Raw genomic sequence first — 18,277 nt, forward strand, 5'->3', positions numbered from 1 at the left:
ACAATTACAATAAAAGTACAATAATATAAATTTTAAAGACAGTAATTGTTTTTCGAAGCGGCTGCTGTCTTTTTCTGTGAAATAGGTGAGGTATTGTGGAACACTTTCTCGGCGGAGACTGGGAGATAACACCGGCAGGTGGCATAACCGGAAAAGCATTTTTTGCAAGACAGGGAGGGCAAGAGTTCTTTTTAAAACGAAACTCATCTCCTTTTCTTGCTATGCTCTCGGCTGAAGGAGTCGTTCCGAAACTTGTCTGGACAAAGCGTCTTGAAAATGGAGATGTGATCTCAGCGCAGCATTGGATGAACGGACGAGAGCTTACGCCTGAAGAAATGAAATTTGACCGTGTCGCAAAACTAATGGGGAAAATTCATACTTCAGAACCGTTATTGTCCATGCTAAAGAGGCTAGGTAAAAAGCCTTTTTTGCCATCGATGATGCTTGATGAAGTTCATGCGGCAATTGACGTGATGTATACACACCCAGATGTGGCAGCAGCCGTCCGATTTCTCGAAACAAAGCCTCCCTCAGTGCCAGAATCAGAGCTTGTCGTCTGTCATGGTGATGTAAATCATCATAACTGGCTTTTATCAGATGAGGATGACTTGTATTTAATCGATTGGGATGGAGCGATGATTGCCGATCCAGCAATTGACCTTGGTACATTGCTGTTTGGCTACGTTGAACGGGAAAATTGGACAAGCTGGCTTACGCAGTATGGCATCCAATTAACCCCTTCTTTTTTTCGGCGGATGAAATGGTATGCGACTGCTCAACTGTTATTGTCAATTGAATGGGATGGTGAAAAAGGCCGTTTTCATGATATGAACAAAAGCATTGCTGCATTGCATCAGTTATTGAATGAGGATAAGAATTTATACGGAAATGGAGAGAAAAGGCACGATGCGTTTAAGAAATAAGCCGTGGGCACGTGAAAAAATCGATGCTCATCCGCAATATATTATTCCAGAATCAGCCATTAAAAAAGGGCAATGGCATACTATTTTCGGTAACAATAATCCGATACATATTGAAGTTGGAACTGGGAAAGGGCAATTTGTGACCGGTATGGCGAAACAACATCCAGACATTAATTACATCGGTATTGAGTTGTATGAAAGTGTCATTGTATCTGCACTGGATTTAGTAATTGAAGCTGATGTGCCTAATTTGAAATTATTAAATGTGGACGGTTCTAATCTTTTTGACTACTTTGAAAAAGGAGAAGTGAACCAAGTGTACTTAAACTTCTCCGATCCGTGGCCAAAAACCCGTCACATGAAGCGCCGTTTAACGTATAAAACGTTTTTAAATCTATATGAAGAACTTATGCCAGAAGGCGGCGAAGTGCATTTCAAAACGGATAATCAGAGCCTTTTTGAATATTCATTGAAGAGTTTTTCGGAGTATGGCATGCTGCTTACTTACGTGAGTCTAGACTTACATAACAGTGGGTTTGAAGGCAATGTGATGACAGAGTATGAAGAGAAATTTTCAGCAAAAGGCCAGCGTATTTATCGGGCCGAAGCGAAATTTCAGCCGCGTCTAACAAAGTGAAACTTCATTTACTAAATAAAAGGTGATGTTAAACACTATTGTTGATCAAACGACTTCTTAGCTCTTCTTCCTTAGAACTACGGTTTTAGGTCGCTTCAGGCCTAGCTTGGAGGGCTGCTCTAGCTCAATGAAACGAAGGAGAAGCGGGATAAAAAAAGCTCAAACGGTCATCACCGTTTGAGCTTTTTTTAGATTATTAAACAGAATCTACGTTTAAAAGTGTACCTGTTTTTGCATCAGCTGCAAATTCAAATTGTTCATTACCCGTTTTACCTGGACGGGAAATCCCACCTTTATATACTAAAACTTGAAAGCCGTTATGTGCATAATCTTCCGGTTTCATTTGAATCCATGAGCCGTTGATTGGACCTTGCTGTTTAAATATTTCTTTAATTTGTTTTAACACTTTCTCAGGTGGTGTATTCTTCGACTCGGACGTTTGTTTTTGAATTAAAACGGCTGCAGCTGCTCCGGCCGCCGCACCGATCAAAAAAGCTGTACGATCACACTTTATCATGTTCTATCCCCCTGTTTCTCTAATCATATACTTCTAGAGTATACAGGATTTCGTTCTTTTGGAAAACTAAAAGGCACTTCATTCCAAAGCGGAGACCATTTCCGGTATAATGAACGAAAAGGAAGTAATGGGAGGGATCGGTTATGAAACAGGAAACGAAAGATATGTTTAAAACATTAACGGAATTGCCGGGCGCACCAGGCAATGAGCATGCGGTGCGTGCCTATATGAAAAAAGCAATGGAGCCATATGCAGACTCGATTATTCAAGATGGTCTCGGCAGCCTGTTCGGGGTAAAAGAAGGAGATGAAAAGGGCCCGCGGGTGATGGTGGCAGGTCATATGGATGAAGTTGCTTTTATGGTAACCGCCATTACCGATAACGGCATGATTCGTTTTCAAACGCTTGGCGGCTGGTGGGGCCAGACGATGCTTGCTCAACGTGTTCACATTTTTACGAAAAAAGGACGGATAGAAGGTGTTATTTCATCGACGCCTCCGCACTTGCTAACAGAAGACCAACGCAATAAACCGATGCAAATTAAACATATGCAAATTGATATTGGAGCAGACGATAAAATGGACGCTGAAGAAATCGGCATTAAACCGGGTCAGTCCATCATACCTGTCTCCGCTTTTACACCGCTCGCCAACCCGAAAAAAATAATGGCGAAAGCATGGGATAACCGGTATGGATGTGGACTGGCGATTGAGCTTTTAAAAGAATTACACGGAAAAACTGTGCCGAACATGCTTTATTCGGGTGCGACGGTACAGGAAGAAGTTGGTTTGCGCGGTGCACAAACAGCTGCTCATTTAATTAATCCAGATGTATTTTTTGCACTTGATGCGAGTCCAGCGAACGATACAACGGGTGATAAAAATGAATTTGGCCAGCTTGGCAAAGGAGTATTGCTGCGCATTCTGGATGGAACGATGGTGACACATAGCGGGATGAGAGAGTTTGTCCTTGATACAGCCGAATCAAATAACATTCCTTATCAATACTTCGTTTCACCGGGTGGAACGGATGCTGGACGTGTCCATACGACAGGTAACGGTGTCCCAAGTGCAGTGATAGGGATTTGTTCTCGGTATATTCACACGCATTCATCGATTATTCATACCGATGATTATGATGCGGCGAAAGAATTGCTTGTGAAACTGATCGCAAAACTAGACAAAACAACGGTTGAGACGATTAAAAACAGCTGAAAGAAGGAATAAAGCAGATGTCAATAAACAAATTGAGAAAAAGGCTGGAAGAAGAATTAAAAACAGATAACCGGACGATCGTGTTTGATCGGGAAAAAGAAGAAATGCGTTTTGAAAACAGCGATACAAAAAAAGGGGTAACGGTTACGCTTGGCGGCATTCTCGCTAAATTTGAAGGGAATGTAGAAAAAGCTGCAGAAGAAACGATTTATTATGTAAATGAAGCGTTAAATGCGTTTGACGGTTCTGGAAAAAAGGAAGAGAGAGAGAAACGCATCTTTCCGGTCATTCGTGCGGCCTCTTTTCCGAAAGAAGCAGAAGAAGGTGTACCGCTTTTTTACGATGATCATACAGCGGAAACACGTATTTATTATGCTATCGACCTCGGCACAACGTACCGGCTCATTGACGAAAAACTGATGGCAAAGGAAAAATGGACAGAGGAGCAGATTCGGGAAATTGCTCAATTTAATCTGCGTTCACTTCCTCTAGAGATGAAGCAAGATACGGTTGCCGGAAATGTCTTCTATTTCTTGAATTCAAATGATGGTTACGATTCAAGCCGTATTTTAAACGATCGGTTTTTAAAAGAGATGAGTGAAAAAGTCCAGGGAGATATGACCGTCTCTGTTCCTCACGGCGACGTGCTTATTATCGGGGATATTCGTAACGTAACAGGTTATGATATTCTCGCTCAGATGGCCATGAGCTTTTTTGCTGCTGGACGCGTTCCGATTACGGCTCTTTCATTTATTTATGAAGAAGGCCGTCTTGAGCCAATTTTTATTATGGCACAAAATCGTCCGCAAAAAGACTGATCTCTTTTTAAGGGCGGTCTTTTTTTATCATGTAAAAGCCTGGATATTGAATAAAGATTTAATTTATGCCCATCTAATTTCCCAAAATGCTGTTTTTCTGTTAACAAATTTCATAATGCTGTTACAATGGAGAAAACTTCGAGTGGAAAGAGTGGTTAAAAATGAATATGTTTAAAAAAATTCTCTCTTATTTTAGAGAAGAAATTTACATAATTGAAGACGAAGAAGAAATCCACGAACTGAAGAATAAAGAATTAAAACACGATGAACAAGAAAGGAAAAGCGAGGAAACAAAGCCGCATTTGCCAGAGTTAGAATCGCAATTAAGAAAGGAACGGTACAGGCCGTTGATCAATAACACAGCACCATCTGCTCAGCAAATTTCAACGCGTGTCGCTTATCGTTATCCGACTATAAAGCGCGGCGATGAACCGGCACTTCTCCCGCGTAAGAGACAGCGTGATCGTACGATTAAAACAGAAAATGAAGAGCCTGTGGTGAAGCGTTATGAACAGCAGACGCCTACTGTATCAGCCCACATTACAACACGTCCATTTCGTCCAACTGAAATACCATCTCCTATATACGGATTCCGTACGCGGCCTACTGAAGAAGATGTAAGAGATGTTCGCAGGGAAGAACGGGAAGAGGAGAAGCCGCTTCTTTTCATTAAAAAAGAAACGGCAAACCGTCCGCTTGAACCGGAAAAACCGGCACCAGCAAAAATGAAACAGGAAAAAAAACCGTTGGAAATAGTCAATAAACAAACGGCAGTTAATAAAGAAGAGGGGAAACGGCCGTCAACAGATCATTCGGAACGATCAAAAGAAAGACGGCATTCTCCGTTTAATGTTATTATGCTGAAAAAAGATCGTGAAAAAATAGCTGAACCGGCAATGAAACCAATCTCTGAACCGGCCGTGAAAAAAGCAGAAAGAGTTGTGATCGAAGCATCCATTGACCGTCCCCCTCTCTCTATTTTAACACCGCCATTGAAAACGCCAGTAGATGAGGAATGGATTGCGGAAAAAACGGGACGATTAAATGAAACGTTTAAAAGTTTTAATATTGATGCTAAAGTAACGGGTGTTACAACAGGGCCGGCAATTACCCGGTTTGAAGTCACACCATCAATCGGTGTAAAAGTGAGTAAAATCTCCAGCTTAACAGATGATATAAAGCGCAGTCTGGCAGCGAGAACAATCCGAATTGAATCACCGATTTCGGGTACGGAAGTGGTGGGCATTGAACTGCCGAACGATAAAAGCCGATCCGTTTATATTAGTGAAATTATCAGTCATAGTAAATTTCAGTTAGCTAAATCTCCGCTTGTGTCTGCCCTTGGCCTTAATATCGCAGGCGAACCGGTCGTATTGGATCTGCAAAAGATGCCGCACGGGCTTATTGCCGGCGCAACAGGTTCAGGAAAAAGTGTGTGTATTAACTCAATATTAGTCAGTCTTTTGTATAAAGCAGCTCCGCACGAATTAAAATTGCTTCTTATTGACCCGAAAATGGTCGAGTTAACGCCCTATAATGGCATTCCGCATTTGGCTAGTCCTGTCATTACCGACGTTAAAGCCGCTACTGCGGCATTGAAGTGGGCTGTTGAAGAAATGGAGCGTCGCTATCAGCTGTTTGTTCATGCCAGCGTACGCGACATCACTTCCTATAATGCAAAAGTAGAGAAGTCGGAATTTAATGAACCGCGTTTACCCTCTCTCGTTATTGTTATCGATGAACTAGCTGATTTAATGATGATGGCACCGTCGGAAGTGGAAGAAGCCATTTGTCGCATTGCTCAAAAAGCGCGTGCGTGCGGTATTCATTTAATCGTTGCTACACAGCGCCCGTCTGTTGATGTGATTACGGGCCTTATTAAAGCAAATATTCCAACGAGAATCGCATTCTCTGTATCATCGCAAATTGATTCTCGTACCATTTTAGACAAAGTAGGAGCAGAAAAACTGCTTGGCAAAGGCGATATGTTATTTTTAGACAATGGGGCCAGTGAGGCAGTCCGCTTGCAGGGAACGTTTGTAACAAACGAAGAAATTGATGAAGTTGTCCAATTCGTCAAAGAACAGCAAAAACCAGATTATTTATTTAAACAAGAAGAGCTTCTGCAAAGAGCGGTCGTTCAAGATGAAGAGGATGAATTGTTCCGAGAAGCTTGTGAATTTGTTGTCCGACAGGGCGGGGCCTCAACATCTATGTTGCAGCGAAAATTAAAAGTCGGATACAATCGGGCAGCCAATTTGATTGAAATGATGGAAGAACAGGGGCTTATATCGGCTCAGCGTGCCGGACGGCCGCGCGAAGTGCTTGTATCTGAGGAAGAACTTTTTGCTTTTTGGGAAGAGACAAGGTGAAACGTTATTCAGTGGAGGACTTAGGCCCACAGGACGTGGGTTATGAAGACGTTATCATAGGAAGTGACGGTCTTAGTCTTCTGCGTTCTGCTGCCTCCATTGAATAAAAGGAAATCGGGCAAAAAGCGCCGCTTCCTACGGCAATACATCAGTGATCGGGGCTTCGTGACGGCCCGAACCAATCGGGCTTTTACGGGCAGTTGATCCCTGCAACAAAGCCTTTTTTTCTACGACTTGGGGGATCTTCTTGCCCATTACCATTAATGCAGGGTGAACTGAGAAACCGGTGCCATGGCACCGGTTTTTCAAGTGGCATAGTCATGTTTTTAAAAAAGTGTTATAATGTACAAATGCAATGATTTGACTGCCATTCGTTTCAAAATAAACGATAATACATATACTGTATGTAGCAGGTTAGAGAATGTTGGAGGTTTAATGATGACAACCTATCATTTTGTTGGAATAAAAGGCTCGGGAATGAGCGCCCTCGCGCATATTCTTCACGATAAAGGGTATGCGGTACAGGGTTCAGATATCGAAAAAACGTTTTTTACACAAAAAGCACTTGAAGATGCCGGCATTTTAATTTTGCCATTTAACGCAGATAATATTCAAATAGGGATGACGATAATTGCGGGAAATGCATTTAGTGATGATCACGAAGAAATTAAGCGTGCACAGGAAATAGGCGTGCCTGTTATTCGCTACCATAAGTTTTTAGGTGATTTTATTCAAAATTTTACAAGTGTAGCAATTACCGGATCCCACGGTAAAACATCAACGACGGGTTTAATGGCACATGTTATTAGCGGTGCATCACCGACTTCCTATTTAATTGGAGATGGAACAGGCCGCGGTGTAAAAGATGCCCAATATTTTGCATTTGAAGCGTGTGAGTATCGCCGCCACTTTTTGTCCTATGCACCGGATTATGCAGTGATGACAAATATTGACTTTGATCATCCGGATTACTATGCTGATGTCGAAGACGTATTTTCTGCTTTTCAGGAAATGGCAAAACAGGTGAAAAAAGCGATTTTTGCATGTGGCGATGACGAATATTTACAAGGGATTCAAGCAAATGTACCGGTTGTATTTTATGGTTTTGGCGAGGAAAATGATTTTCAAGCTCGCAACGTTGTATTTGACGAAAATGGTACAGCATTTGATGTTTATGTGCGCAACGAATACTATGCGCAATTCCGTATTTCAGGATATGGTGATCATAATATTTTAAATGCCCTCTCCGTTATTGCGATCTGTCAATATGAAGAGATTGATACAAATATTGTAAAAGAACGCCTTTTAACGTTCTCAGGAGTAAAACGCCGTTTTACAGAAAAGAAAGTAGGCAGCCAAGTATTAATTGATGACTATGCGCATCATCCAACAGAAATTCGCGCAACCATTAATGCGGCTCGTCAAAAATATCCGAACCGTGAAATTGTTGCCGTCTTCCAACCGCATACATTTTCAAGGACACAAACATTTCTTGAGGAATTTGCGGATGCTTTAAATAAAGCAGACGCTGTTTATTTGTGCGATATTTTCGGATCGGCTCGCGAAAATCATGGTAAGCTGACAATCGAAGATTTACAAATGAAAATTCCGGGAGCGAGATTGATTAAAGAAGATGGCACAGCAGTGCTTGAACAGCATGAAACGAGCGTGCTGATCTTTATGGGTGCCGGTGATATTCAAAAATTCCAGGCTGCGTATGAACAGCATAGTGTATAAAAGAGAAAGGCCCTTCGCTGGTTTTGGAGAAGGGCCTTTCTGCTGTTCACTTCAAACTTCTACAGCAGGTTATTTGGATTCAAACCATCCAGTTCTGGCAAAACGAACAATCCATCTTTTCTAATTAAAACACCGTCAAACCAGATTTCGCCGCCGCCGTATTCCGGCCGCTGAATATTCACCATATCCCAGTGAATATTTGAGTGGTTGCCGTTGTATGCTTCTTCATAACACTCTCCTGGTGTAAAATGGAAGCTCCCAGCGATTTTTTCATCAAATAAAATATCCTGCATTGGATGCAGGATGTAAGGATTGACGCCAATCGCAAACTCTCCTACAAAACGAGCCCCTTCATCCGTATCAAAAATCGTATTAATTCGCTTTATATCATTGGCGTGAGCATCGATAATTTTGCCGTTTTCAAACCGCAGCTTTACATTTTCAAATGTAAAGCCGTTATAAGGAGACGGGGTATTGTATGAAATAACGCCATTCACAGAATCGCGAACGGGTGCTGTATACACTTCGCCATCTGGAATATTTAAACGGCCGGCACATTTAATCGCGGGAATATCTTTAATGGAAAACGTTAAATCGGTTCCTGGTCCTTTCAAATGAACTTGATCCGTCCGGTTCATTAATTCAACAAGCGGGTCCATAGCCGCCGCCATTTTTTGGTAATCAAGGTTACACACGTTAAAATAAAAATCTTCGAATGCATCTGTACTCATTTTGGCAAGCTGTGCCATGGATGCTGTAGGATATCTTAAAACGACCCATTTCGTTTTCGGCACACGAATATCACGGTGTACTTTTTTGCCGACTGTATTCCCGTGAATTTTTATTTTTTCTGCTGGCACATCTGTATGTTCATTAATGTTATCACCAGCACGCAGCCCGATGTATGCATCCATTTCTTTCATCACATTTGCTTCAAAATCCGCCATTAAATCAAACTGTTTGTCGATTGCGCCCATTAAAAGTGAGCGATCAACACGATGATCTTTCAATAAAACAAAGGGCCATCCGCCTGCTCTGTATGCTTCTTCTACAAGTGCTGTGACAAGCTCACGCTGAAGACCGAAATTTTCAATTAACACTTTCTCACCCGGCTGAATCTCACAAGAGTAGTTAATTAAATTAGCTGCTAATTTTTGAATCCTTACGTCTTTCATAAAAAACGCCTCCCTTTCATTTATTTCATTGTACGACGATCACTATTTTTGTGCAAAAGAAGGAAAAAAGAGCATTTTAAAGAATTGTATTAAAAAGAATTGTATGAATTAGTGTTTAGATTTAGCGAGGCAGGGTAATTTTATTAAATATAACATGCAGGAGGTGTCACGGAATGGAAATTATTCTTTACTTAAGCGCAGCCATTGCGGCAATCGCGTTTCTTATTTTGGTCATTAATTTGTCCAAAACATTAAAATCAGTCGATAACACACTGGACACGCTGTCTCGAACGGTAGACCGACTGGAAGGGCAATTGAAAGATGTGACAGCAGAAACAGCGGCACTGCTACATAAAACAAATGTATTAGCTGAAGATGTACAACATAAAACGGAACAGCTTAACACAGTGGTTTATGCAGTGAAGGATGTTGGATCATCCGTCCATAATTTGAATCAGTCTTTAAGAAAAGTAACAACCACGGTTGCTTCACAAGTCGAGAAAAACCAGTACAAAATTTCGCAGGTTGTCCAGTGGGGCAATGTTGTGAAGCAAATGGTGGATAAGTTTAAAGAAGATAAAGAAATGGGACGCAGGAATCAAGCTTCGTCATCTAGTCAGAATAAAGCTATTCCTGTCAGCACGCACACGAATTCGTAACAAAATAAATTATAAAACAAAAGGAGCGTTTTATTCATGAGAAATAATAATACGTATGATCAATTCAATATTAAAAAAAGTGAAACAACAGCACCAAAACAAACACAATATGAAAATTTCGAGCTGGATACAGAGCGCTACTATAATGATTCAATTAACACGAAAGATTTTATTATCGGGGCATTGTGCGGTGCGTTCGTTGGTGCTGCAACAGCGCTGATGGTGGCACCAAAATCGGGACGTGAATTGCGCGACGACTTGAATGTACAAGCAGGTTCATTAAAGGAACGTGCAAGCACTTTAACCGATACAGCTAAAGACAAAACATCTACTTTAACTAAAACGGTTCAAGAGCAGTCTACAGCGATTGTTGATAAAGTAAAGTCGCTTAAACCTAGCGGCAGTTCGACAAATTCAGAAACAGCAGAAGGCGAAAAATCGGTTGACGAAGCTGAAACGGCCAAAACAAAGCTGGATGAAGCGAAAAAAGCATTTGATGAAATGGAAAAGTCATCCAGCACATCATCTTCTGCCGATATAACAAGCACTTCTCAAAAACCAAAATCAGAAGGATGGACTGACCCGGCTGCCAAAGGGATCGATGAGGAAAAGCCAAACGGCGGCACTCCAAACAGTAATAACACCACGAACAACAATAATAATAGTAATACTAATAATAATAGTATTGCTAATAGCACGAACAATCATAATAAAAACAATAAGAAATCACATACTAGATAATAAAAAGCTGGGCGTGTCCCAGCTTCTTTTTGAGTAAGGGAGGCTTTACAGTGGAAAAGATTGATGGAATTGCTCAATTTGAAAAGTTGCTTGAAGAAAAAGAAGCCTTTTTTTTGTTTAAACATAGTACAACATGTCCGGTAAGCGCAGCGGCATTTGATGAATATAAAGCCTTTTTAGATGGAGAAGAAAACGATCAAACAGGATATTATCTAGCTGTACAGGGTTCGCGTGAATTATCAAATTACATTGCAGAAACAACAGACATTCGCCATGAGTCGCCGCAAGTCATTTTTTTTAAAAAGGGCAAGCCGAAATGGAACGAGTCACACTGGAAAATCACAAAAAATAATTTAGCAACAATTGGATAAAATTGTTGTCCGGACGTTGTTTGTCTGGACTTTTTTTAACCAAAACACTTTAGTGCTTAAAAGCGTTTAATTAATAAAGCAAATTTTTCGTGACATTTTGAAAGGGATGAATTATAATAACGTTATTAACTCGTAGCAGGATTTAAATGGTTTTTTTTACAGTCAATTGCGAGAATAATTTGAATTTCTAACTTGCGGAAGGATGATAAAAGTGAGTAATCAAGAACTAGATCAATTAAGAGGAAAAGTGGATGAGATGAACGTCCAAATTTTAAAGCTAATCAATGAGCGAGCTGAGCTTGTACAAAATATCGGCCGCATTAAAGAAAAACAAAGTGTAAATCGATACGATCCAGTCCGCGAGCGTTCTATGCTTAACACACTTTTAGAAAAAAACGATGGACCGTTTGAACGTTCGACGGTTGAACATATTTTTAAAGAAATTTTCAAAGCAAGTCTTGAATTGCAAGAAGATGACCACCGTAAAGCGCTTCTTGTATCCCGTAAAAAGAAACAAAGTGATACAATCGTTACTGTTCGTGGCCATAAGGTAGGCAATGGCACTCCAACATTCGTATTCGGCCCATGTTCGGTTGAGTCATATGAGCAGGTTGCGGAAGTGGCAAAGTCGATTAAAGGCAAAGGTTTGAAAATGATGCGTGGCGGAGCATTCAAGCCGCGTACATCACCATACGACTTCCAAGGTCTTGGTGTTGAGGGATTGAAAATTTTGAAACGTGTAGCTGATGAATTCGATCTTGCTGTTATTAGTGAAATCGTTAATCCAGCTGATGTTGAAATGGCTTGCGAGTACATCGATGTCATTCAAATTGGTGCGCGTAACATGCAAAACTTTGAGCTTTTAAAAGCAGCAGGTGCTGTTAAAAAACCGGTTCTTTTAAAACGTGGTCTTGCTGCAACAATTGATGAGTTCATCAATGCGGCAGAATACATTTTATCGCAAGGCAATGATCAAGTTATTCTTTGTGAGCGCGGTATCCGCACATACGAGCGTGCAACACGTAATACGCTTGATATTACAGCTGTGCCGATCTTGAAGCAAGAAACTCATCTTCCAGTCTTCGTTGATGTAACGCATTCTACAGGACGCCGTGATCTTCTTCTTCCGGCAGCGAAAGCAGGACTTGCGATTGGGGCAGACGGCATCATGGCAGAAGTTCATCCAGATCCAGCGGTAGCACTTTCAGATGCGGCTCAACAAATGAATTTACAACAATTTGATGAATTTTACACTGAAATTCTTAAATCCCTGCCAGTAAAAGCATAAAATTTTAACTCCTGTGTTTGCACAGGAGTTTTTTTTCGCTAATATAAAGAGAATGAGACAAGAAGGAGTGAGCCATATGAATATTACCATTTATGATGTAGCACGAGAAGCAAGTGTATCGATGGCAACTGTATCGCGTGTAGTAAACGGAAATCCAAATGTAAAACCGGCAACGAGAAAGAAGGTCAATGAAGTCATTGAACGTCTTGGTTATCGCCCGAATGCAGTTGCACGGGGACTTGCGAGTAAAAAAACAACGACAGTCGGCTTGATCATTCCCGATATTTCAAATATTTTTTATGCAGAACTTGCGCGAGGAATTGAAGATATTGCGACAATGTATAAGTACAATATTATTTTAAGCAACTCGGATCAAAATGAAGAGAAAGAAATGCATCTTATTCAAACGATGCTTGGCAAACAAGTAGATGGCCTTATTTTTATGGGAAATCATATTAATGATAAGCATGTAAAAGAATTTGACCGTTCTCCGGTACCGATTGTACTGGCTGGCTCAGTAGAACAGACAGGCAAGGCACCATCTGTTAATATCGACTATAAAGAAGCAGCGCGTGAAGCTGTTCAGCTATTAATCGATAAGGGGCATAAACGTATTGCATATGTGGCTAGTCCGTTTCATGATGTAATTAATACAGCATATGTGCTTGCTTCATACAAGGAAGTTCTTGAAGAAGCCGGAATTTATGCAAAAGAGCTTATTATAGAAGGTGACTATACGTATGATTCCGGTATGGAGGCATGGCAGAAGCTTCATGATGTGGAAGAACGCCCGACAGCTGTTCTTGTCTATAACGATGAAATGGCCCTTGGTGTCGTTCATGGAGCACAGGATAATGGCTTAAACATACCGAACGATTTGGAAGTAATCAGTTTTGATTCAACAAAACTATCTCTTATGGTGCGTCCGCAGTTAACCGCGGTTGTGCAGCCATTGTATGATATTGGGGCTGTAGCGATGCGCCTATTAACGAAATTAATGAACAAAGAGGAAGTAGAAAATCCAGTTGTTGTTTTACCGCACCGGATTGAAAAAAGGGGCTCAACAAAAACGGAATAAGAAAGAGTGGTAATAGGGTGCAGTCCTTGGATACAACTTGGGCTGCACCCTATTAGCACAGTTTAAAGGGCGGTAAAGACTCCATTTTAAGGCTTAAGAGGGGATAATGGAGGAAAGGAAATTGCCCGCAAAGACCCGATCATTTCGGCCTTTATAAAGCCATATCTCAAGTATTGCCGCTGAGCTCTTTACACTTTACTTTATCTGAGTTCCTCTTTCATTAGTAAAGGATAAAAGAGGAACTTTATTTTTTTTGATCACGCAAAGGATACAATAGTTTTTCTACTGTTAGCCGATTTTTCTCGCTAATCTCTTCTTTTCGTGGGATAGCGGGGTACATATCGTCTGGATCCGTCCAACTTTCGGGAAGAGGATAAGGTGCTTTTGGCTGCCATTGTTTAACCCAGTCCATTGGAAAGTGATTTGCCAAATGGGATTGACCGCTCATTTCTAACCAAAGAAGTGACCATGCGCGAGGAACGACCCGCCATATATCATAGCCGCCCCCGCCAACTGCTATCCAGCGGCCGTCGCAGTATTCATGTGCCAGTTTGTGCGCGAGTTCGGGGATACGTTTATAAATATTCATTGATGCTGATAAATGAGTGAGTGGATCATAAAAATGAGAATCCGCGCCATTTTGCGTTAAGATAACATCAGGTTTAAAAAAGTGCGTGATTTCACTAAGAGTAGCTTCATACGAATCAAGCCATGATTCATCCTCCGTAAAAGCATCAAGTGGTACATTAAATGAATATCCGTATCCTTGGCCATGGCCACGTTCATTTATGTTTCCTGTACCGGGAAAAAGGTAACGGCCTGTTTCATGAATAGAATATGTACATACACCGGGATCATCGTAAAAAGACCATTGAACGCCGTCACCATGATGTGCATCTGTATCAACATACAATACGCGCACTTTGTATTTTTCCTGCAAGTATTTAATGGCTACCGAGCTGTCGTTATAAACGCAAAAGCCGGAAGCTTTGCCCCTAAAACCGTGATGAAGTCCCCCGCCTAAATGAAGAGCGTGATTCGCTTTTCCCTGCATGACTTGATCCACTGCTGTTAATGTGCCGCCGACAAGAAGAGAGCTTGCTTCGTGCATCCCTTCAAACATCGGTGTATCTTCTGTGCCAAGTCCATAACCTTCACCAGCCGATTCAGATAACTCCCCTCGGCCCGCTTTTTTGACTGCATCCACGTATTCACGATCGTGGATAAGCGTTAATTCATCATCCGTCGCATGGTGAGGTTCAACAATATCGCTGTTATTTAGTGCACCCATTTTACGAAGCAAATCAATCGTTAATGTAAGCCGAAACTGATTGAAAGGGTGATTTTCTGAAAACCGATAGTTTAGTAATTGATCAGAATGCACGAAGACAGCATCATGTTTCATGAATACACTCCTGGCATATTTGGCCATAAAACGTGATGACCTGCTTTTTTTAAATCGTCGACCACCCCGACTGGATTCATCGTTCGGACACGAAACGTAATGACCTTATAATTTTCATCAGTTCGATCCGGATAAAGGAGAACACTGTGAATATTCGCGTGTCGTTCATTAAGTACTTGCAAAACTTCAAACAGCATACCTGCTTTATTTGGTACTTTTACTTCAATGCGAGAGCCGGGCTGATTAACACCTGTAAGCTCAACAAATGTATGTAATACGTCCGTTTCAGTTAAAATGCCAACAATGTCACCATTTTGAACGACTGGTATGCAACTAATGTTATGTTCATAAAGTGCTGCCGCAATATCCTCAATAAAATCAAGTGGGTGGCCAGTAATGACATTTTCTTTCATAATTAAATGGAGCGGTTTATTTAATTCTTCTTCACCCGTCTCTTTTTGCAAAATCGAAGGCGTTGCATCTTTAATATCACGGTCCGTCACAAGCCCGACGAGTGCGCCCTTTTCATTCGTAATGGGAATATGGCGAATTTTATAATCGCGGCAAAGCTGAAGAGCTGTCGCGATCGTATCATCTGGCGAAAGCGTATGTACATTTGTTTGCATCACTTCTTCTACAATCATTTGCCATCCCTCCCTTATTCAATTAATACATAAACCGATTCATGAATCTTATTTGATCAAATTTTTGAATCGATTCTTGATTGACACGAGAACCAATTCTCACCATTAAGCAGTTAGCAGGATGGGAGCTGATTTCAGGATCATCCGTTGCATACCAGATAAGGCCTCCCGCGCCCATCATTTTTTCCATTATTTTTCTGTATTCCCATACATTTAGACCGGTTCCTTTTAGGTCCCAGTGCCAGTAATATTCGGTTGTAATGATAATGTAATCTTCCATTTGATCATCCATCATGGCAACTTTAAGCATGTTTTGCCCAATTCGTGCACCACGAAATTCAGAAGCTACTTCAATCGCCCCGAGTTCGATCAAATTATCCAATTTGGCTTCAGACCAGCGTTCAAGCGGGTCTGGGTATAGAAATGTAACATATCCGACAATGGTATTTCCGCTTCGTGCAATAATAATTCGACCTTCGGGAAGCTCGGCAATTTCAATGAGTGCTTTGTGTTGCTGTTCGGGCTGACGAAATGCGACGAGTTCTTCATGAAAATCATATTGTGAAAGTGCTTCTGCCGTGACAGGCCCTTCAATAAATAGCTTGCCGGCCGGTATCTCCACTTCTGTTGAATAATACATTTTACTGTGCTCCATTAAAACACCACCTTTCCAATGATCTGCATTTAACATTATACTGCATTATCTATAAAATAAGGCGTAATCAACAAATTTTCAAAGAATCAACACAAACTTTACAAAAATAATTTTGAAAAATTGAGAAAAGGCTAAAAGTATTATATAATATTTTTGTTGATCTATACATAAGGGGGAATCGGATTATGAGAATGGAAGCGCTCCCAGCAGGCCAAGGGAATTACAATTTAAAAAGTTATGAAGAAACATATGCTTCTTTCGATTGGAAAGAAGCAGAGAAGGCTTTTTCATGGTCTGAAACAGGAAAAGTAAACGCTGCTTATGAAGCGATTGACCGCCATGCTGAATCTGACAAAAAAGACAAAGTGGCCCTTTATTATCGTGATGCAAATCGGAATGAGAAATACACATTTGCAGATATGAAGGCGAACTCAAACAAAGCAGCTAATGTGTTAAAAGAGTACGGGGACGTGGAAAAAGGAGATCGTGTTTTTGTTTTTATGCCGCGATCACCGGAACTTTATTTTGCCGTTATCGGAGCGATTAAAGCGGGGGCTATCGTTGGTCCATTGTTTGAGGCGTTTATGGAAGGTGCTGTCCGCGATCGTTTAGAAGACAGTGAAGCGAAAGCAATCATTACGACACCAGAATTGCTTGAGCGTATTCCAGTGAGCAAGCTGCCGCATCTTAAGAAAGTATTTGTCGTAGCAGATCATGTTGAAGAAGACGATACACATATTGATTTTCAATCGAAATGGAAAGAAGCATCCGAAGAGTTTGAAATTGAATGGGTAGATCGTAATGATGGCCTGCTTCTTCATTATACATCAGGTTCAACAGGCAAACCAAAAGGTGTATTGCACGTACATAATGCAATGATTCAACAGTATCAAACGGCGAAATGGGTGCTGGATCTACAGGAAAACGACGTCTATTGGTGCACAGCTGATCCGGGCTGGGTAACAGGGACGGCTTATGGCATCTTTGGACCGTGGCTGACAGGTACAACAAATGTTATTGTTGGAGGACGATTCAGTCCGGAAGCATGGTATGGAACAATTGAAGAATATAAAGTGACTGTCTGGTACAGCGCGCCAACAGCATTCCGTATGTTAATGGGTGCAGGCGATGAAGCCGTGAAAAAATTCGATCTATCATCACTTCGCCATATTTTAAGCGTGGGCGAGCCGCTTAATCCAGAAGTCGTTCGATGGGGCAAAAAAGTATTTGATCTGCGCATCCATGATACATGGTGGATGACGGAAACAGGTGCACAAGTTATTTGTAACTATCCGTCTATGGATATTCGTCCAGGTTCAATGGGGAAACCAATTCCAGGTGTGAAAGCAGCAATCGTTGATGATCAGGGGAATGAACTGCCGCCAAACCGGATGGGGAACCTCGCTATTAAAAAAGGCTGGCCATCTATGATGACGGCAATTTGGAATAATGAAGCCAAATATGAGTCCTACTTTATGCCAGGTGACTGGTACGTGTCAGGGGACTCCGCATACATGGATGAAGACGGATACTTCTGGTTCCAGGGCCGTGTTGACGATGTCATCATGACAGCGGGTGAGCGCGTTGGACCGTTTGAAGTGGAGAGCAAACTTGTTGAACATCCTGCCGTTCAAGAAGCAGGTGTGATCGGAAAACCGGACCCGGTTCGCGGTGAAATTATTAAAGCGTTTATTGCGCTTCGTGAAGGCTATGAACAGTCAGATGAACTAAAAGAAGAAATTCGCCAGTTTGTAAAAAATGGACTGGCCGCACATGCTGCACCGCGTGAAATTGAATTCCGTGACAAGCTTCCAAAAACGCGTTCCGGCAAAATTATGCGTCGTGTCTTGAAAGCATGGGAACTCAATTTACCAACGGGTGATCTTTCCACAATGGAAGATTAATACGCTGTTAGCTTTAGCTCTCTTGATTTTTCGGAGAGGGGAAGTCATCTTTTGGTAAACCGTCATACATGTTATATGAGGGGCCGTGAATTTGGTTTGACAAATAGAAATAAGCCCGCTACAATGTTTCTGTATATAA

The 18,277-nt window shown here is 41.4% G+C and carries 17 protein-coding genes; 12 read left to right on the plus strand and 5 right to left on the minus strand.

Annotated features, from left to right (window positions below; genetic code table 11):
* Positions 1-95: 95 nt before the first annotated feature.
* Together ACZYRN_RS00330 and trmB are read left to right on the plus strand one after the other, a co-directional pair.
* On the plus strand, positions 96-923 hold the full coding sequence (locus ACZYRN_RS00330; RefSeq protein WP_488909515.1) for a phosphotransferase: 828 nt from the start codon (positions 96-98) through the stop codon (positions 921-923).
* Positions 907-1,560 (plus strand): tRNA (guanosine(46)-N7)-methyltransferase TrmB, encoded by a 654-nt coding sequence (gene trmB, locus ACZYRN_RS00335; protein WP_488909516.1) that lies wholly within the window; start codon positions 907-909, stop codon positions 1,558-1,560. The genes ACZYRN_RS00330 and trmB overlap by 17 nt, the downstream gene beginning before the upstream one ends.
* A 196-nt stretch (positions 1,561-1,756) precedes the next feature.
* Here the strand turns inward: trmB and ACZYRN_RS00340 are convergent, their stop codons facing one another.
* Positions 1,757-2,077 carry a PepSY domain-containing protein gene (locus ACZYRN_RS00340; protein WP_488909517.1) on the minus strand — a complete coding sequence of 107 codons (321 nt, stop codon included), beginning with the start codon at positions 2,075-2,077 and terminating at the stop codon, positions 1,757-1,759.
* Between the two features lie 143 nt (positions 2,078-2,220).
* Here ACZYRN_RS00340 and ACZYRN_RS00345 point away from each other — a divergent pair, with 143 nt between their 5' ends.
* The 4 genes from ACZYRN_RS00345 to murC all read left to right on the plus strand — a co-directional run bounded on the left by ACZYRN_RS00345 (position 2,221) and on the right by murC (position 8,218).
* The gene (locus ACZYRN_RS00345) at positions 2,221-3,291 is read left to right on the plus strand and encodes a M42 family metallopeptidase (RefSeq protein ID WP_488909518.1); all 1,071 of its coding nucleotides are present in this window, start codon (positions 2,221-2,223) and stop codon (positions 3,289-3,291) included.
* Positions 3,292-3,308: 17 nt separating this feature from the next.
* Positions 3,309-4,109 carry a DUF1444 domain-containing protein gene (locus tag ACZYRN_RS00350; RefSeq protein WP_488909519.1) on the plus strand — a complete coding sequence of 267 codons (801 nt, stop codon included), beginning with the start codon at positions 3,309-3,311 and terminating at the stop codon, positions 4,107-4,109.
* Positions 4,110-4,270: 161 nt separating this feature from the next.
* Positions 4,271-6,481: a DNA translocase FtsK gene (locus ACZYRN_RS00355; protein WP_488909520.1), complete on the plus strand. Its 2,211-nt coding sequence runs from the start codon at positions 4,271-4,273 to the stop codon at positions 6,479-6,481.
* Positions 6,482-6,919: 438 nt separating this feature from the next.
* A complete protein-coding gene (murC, locus tag ACZYRN_RS00360; protein WP_488909521.1) occupies positions 6,920-8,218 on the plus strand; it encodes a UDP-N-acetylmuramate--L-alanine ligase in 1,299 nt (432 codons plus the stop codon).
* 59 nt (positions 8,219-8,277) lie between these two features.
* Here murC and ACZYRN_RS00365 read toward each other — a convergent pair whose 3' ends face one another.
* The gene (locus ACZYRN_RS00365) at positions 8,278-9,393 is read right to left on the minus strand and encodes an aminopeptidase (RefSeq protein WP_488909522.1); all 1,116 of its coding nucleotides are present in this window, start codon (positions 9,391-9,393) and stop codon (positions 8,278-8,280) included.
* Between the two features lie 173 nt (positions 9,394-9,566).
* Between ACZYRN_RS00365 and ACZYRN_RS00370 the strand changes: the two genes are divergently transcribed.
* From ACZYRN_RS00370 to ccpA, 5 genes are all read left to right on the plus strand, one after another.
* Entirely contained in the window at positions 9,567-10,052 is a 486-nt protein-coding gene (locus tag ACZYRN_RS00370) for a DUF948 domain-containing protein (protein WP_488909523.1), read from the plus strand.
* Between the two features lie 36 nt (positions 10,053-10,088).
* A complete protein-coding gene (locus ACZYRN_RS00375) occupies positions 10,089-10,793 on the plus strand; it encodes a YtxH domain-containing protein (protein WP_488909524.1) in 705 nt (234 codons plus the stop codon).
* Positions 10,794-10,843: 50 nt separating this feature from the next.
* Entirely contained in the window at positions 10,844-11,164 is a 321-nt protein-coding gene (gene ytxJ, locus ACZYRN_RS00380; protein WP_488909525.1) for a bacillithiol system redox-active protein YtxJ, read from the plus strand.
* A gap of 211 nt (positions 11,165-11,375) precedes the next feature.
* Entirely contained in the window at positions 11,376-12,452 is a 1,077-nt protein-coding gene (locus ACZYRN_RS00385; RefSeq protein ID WP_488909526.1) for a bifunctional 3-deoxy-7-phosphoheptulonate synthase/chorismate mutase, read from the plus strand.
* A 76-nt stretch (positions 12,453-12,528) separates the two neighbouring features.
* Positions 12,529-13,530, plus strand: coding sequence for a catabolite control protein A (gene ccpA, locus ACZYRN_RS00390; RefSeq protein ID WP_488909527.1), 1,002 nt, complete (start codon positions 12,529-12,531; stop codon positions 13,528-13,530).
* A 244-nt stretch (positions 13,531-13,774) separates the two neighbouring features.
* Here ccpA and ACZYRN_RS00395 read toward each other — a convergent pair whose 3' ends face one another.
* From ACZYRN_RS00395 to ACZYRN_RS00405, 3 genes are read right to left on the minus strand one after another with little or no spacing between them, the layout of a single operon-like run.
* A complete protein-coding gene (locus tag ACZYRN_RS00395; RefSeq protein ID WP_488909528.1) occupies positions 13,775-14,935 on the minus strand; it encodes an acetoin utilization protein AcuC in 1,161 nt (386 codons plus the stop codon).
* Positions 14,932-15,579, minus strand: coding sequence for an acetoin utilization AcuB family protein (locus tag ACZYRN_RS00400; protein WP_488909529.1), 648 nt, complete (start codon positions 15,577-15,579; stop codon positions 14,932-14,934). The genes ACZYRN_RS00395 and ACZYRN_RS00400 overlap by 4 nt, the downstream gene beginning before the upstream one ends.
* A gap of 22 nt (positions 15,580-15,601) precedes the next feature.
* Positions 15,602-16,234: a GNAT family N-acetyltransferase gene (locus ACZYRN_RS00405; protein WP_488909530.1), complete on the minus strand. Its 633-nt coding sequence runs from the start codon at positions 16,232-16,234 to the stop codon at positions 15,602-15,604.
* A gap of 185 nt (positions 16,235-16,419) precedes the next feature.
* Here ACZYRN_RS00405 and acsA point away from each other — a divergent pair, with 185 nt between their 5' ends.
* A complete protein-coding gene (acsA, locus tag ACZYRN_RS00410; RefSeq protein ID WP_488909531.1) occupies positions 16,420-18,138 on the plus strand; it encodes an acetate--CoA ligase in 1,719 nt (572 codons plus the stop codon).
* The last annotated feature ends 139 nt before the right edge of the window (positions 18,139-18,277 follow it).

This window comes from Domibacillus sp. F004 (assembly GCF_057814295.1).